Raw genomic sequence first — 1,775 nt, 5'->3', positions numbered from 1 at the left:
GCGCCCTGCGCCGGGAGCGCCGGCTGCGCGCCGAGCGGATCGTCGACGTGGGGCACGGCATGGCCGGCGGCAAGGAGGCGCAGGCATTGGTCAGGCAGCTGATGGAGTAGGGGATGAAGGTGATGTGGGGGCAGTGGGGGCAGTGGGGGGGCTAGTAGCTATGACTTGTTCATCCCGCTTCACCGCGAGTCATCGTGAGTCATTTTTGATCATCGGTGGTGTATAGTTGCTTTATGAGGCCCTAGTAAGGCCCTCGCAGGAGACCATATATGTCACGAAGCATGAGTTTTGTTCGGACGCCGGTAGCATCGCTGGACGCCAAGAGAGCCGAGCAAGAGTCAGATGCGGCTTTCCTTGACCTGCTGCATTCCGACATTGCAGACAATCCTGGGCGGATTGAGCCTATCCCGGCCAGCCTATTTGGACGCATGGAGCGTCTTCGCGCCAAGGCAGAGGCTAATCGCGCGCGAGCCGAGCTGCTTGAGGGGTAATCGGTGCACTCAGGGACGGTAACCGTTGTCAATGACTGGGCCCTCTTCGGGCATCCGCTGTTCCTCCAGAGACTAGAGGACCTCATCGAAGAGGTTGAGGGCTTGGCAGAGGACGATCCGGATGGCTTCCATCACCATGCGCATTACAAACTCCTAGAGAAGGTTGAAGAGGCCATTCTCGTTCGCGCGCCTACCAACCCTGCAGCGCCTGAATACTTCCAAGGGAAAACGCTTGGCAAGGAAAACGGCCACTGGCGCCGGATTAAGAACGGGTTGCCCAACAGGTATCGTTTGTTTTTCCAGTTCAGGAGCGATGCGCCGAAAAGCATCATCTATGCGTGGCTGAATGATGAAGCCACCTTGCGCAAGGATGGCTCAAAAACAGATGTTTACGCCGTATTCTTGGCGAAAGTGAAGCGCGGTGAGATTCCATCCAGCTTTGCTGACCTAGAGCGTGCCGCTGGGCCTATACCAGGCCACCTAGGTTGATTAAAAGCCCCGCCCCGAGCGGGGCTTTTGCTATCCCAAGAGGTAGCGGATCAGTCTGGAAGGGAGCCTTCTAGCGAGGACAGGGCTCCCAATGCCCACACCCTATGATCTTCGGCAGAGTGCCCATTGGTGATGTCGAAACCAAGTGCCGCGGCCGAATGCCAACGGATCTGGCCAGCTTTCTCCTTGGCGTAACCGTTTACTAGGTCGTCATCGGCATTGCTTAAATCGTCGCAGAGCAGGCATATGGCGGAGAACAAAGCAGCCCGCTCAACTAAGGCATGTGCGTTCTTCAACTCATCAATGAGTTCACTCAAGGCTGCTGCTGCAACTTTCGGGTCGTTCATTGTTCAGTCCGGCCGCTGGCATTTTGAGGAATCGATCGTGAGTACGCGTGTGGCCTCGTCGAACGTGAAGGTTCGCCCATCGATACTCAGGTGCTCCTTGATCAGCTCGATATAGTCGACCTCTGTCGACTTGAGTTTGACTTTCGCTACATCACTACCAGCTTGGTAGTAGTGGCTTATTTCCAGGCGGATATTGTCCAAGAGTAGGGCAAGGTCTATTTTTTCGTTTGAGCTCATGACTGTCTTCTTACCATTTATTGGGGCGTGAACTGTTGGTGGTGTTGGGGCCCCGTGCAAGGCGGGGCCGGGGCTGACCGCTCCGGTCGCTCAGGCCGCTCAGCCAAGCGCGAGCCAGGAGCAGCGTCTTGCTGAACTGGCCGGAACGCCCGGCTTGTCGTATGAGGAATACCAGCGCCGCTACAAGCTCATCATGGGCATCCAGTAGCCT

3 protein-coding genes are annotated in these 1,775 nt (G+C 56.7%); 1 reads left to right on the top strand and 2 read right to left on the bottom strand.

What is annotated here, in order from left to right; genetic code table 11:
• Window positions 1–494: 494 nt before the first annotated feature.
• Window positions 495–980 carry a type II toxin-antitoxin system YhaV family toxin gene (locus BMY22_RS23265; RefSeq protein WP_090625688.1) on the top strand — a complete coding sequence of 162 codons (486 nt, stop codon included), beginning with the start codon at window positions 495–497 and terminating at the stop codon, window positions 978–980.
• A 50-nt stretch (window positions 981–1,030) separates the two neighbouring features.
• Here BMY22_RS23265 and BMY22_RS24170 read toward each other — a convergent pair whose 3' ends face one another.
• Both BMY22_RS24170 and BMY22_RS23260 read right to left on the bottom strand, forming a co-directional pair.
• A complete protein-coding gene (locus tag BMY22_RS24170; protein ID WP_139211447.1) occupies window positions 1,031–1,327 on the bottom strand; it encodes a hypothetical protein in 297 nt (98 codons plus the stop codon).
• A gap of 3 nt (window positions 1,328–1,330) precedes the next feature.
• Window positions 1,331–1,564 carry a hypothetical protein gene (locus BMY22_RS23260; RefSeq protein WP_090625686.1) on the bottom strand — a complete coding sequence of 78 codons (234 nt, stop codon included), beginning with the start codon at window positions 1,562–1,564 and terminating at the stop codon, window positions 1,331–1,333.
• Window positions 1,565–1,775: the final 211 nt, after the last annotated feature.

The organism is Azotobacter beijerinckii, assembly GCF_900110885.1.
Classification (GTDB): Bacteria; Pseudomonadota; Gammaproteobacteria; order Pseudomonadales; family Pseudomonadaceae; genus Azotobacter; species Azotobacter beijerinckii.
Note: the sequence above shows the minus strand (reverse complement) of the source record. Positions and strands in the feature narration are given on the sequence as shown.

Coding starts and splice junctions, on each gene's coding strand:
- BMY22_RS24170 (WP_139211447.1), bottom strand. CDS start 1,327: ATGAACGACCCGAAAGTTGCAGCAGCAGCCTTGAGTGAACTCATTGAT.
- BMY22_RS23260 (WP_090625686.1), bottom strand. CDS start 1,564: ATGAGCTCAAACGAAAAAATAGACCTTGCCCTACTCTTGGACAATATC.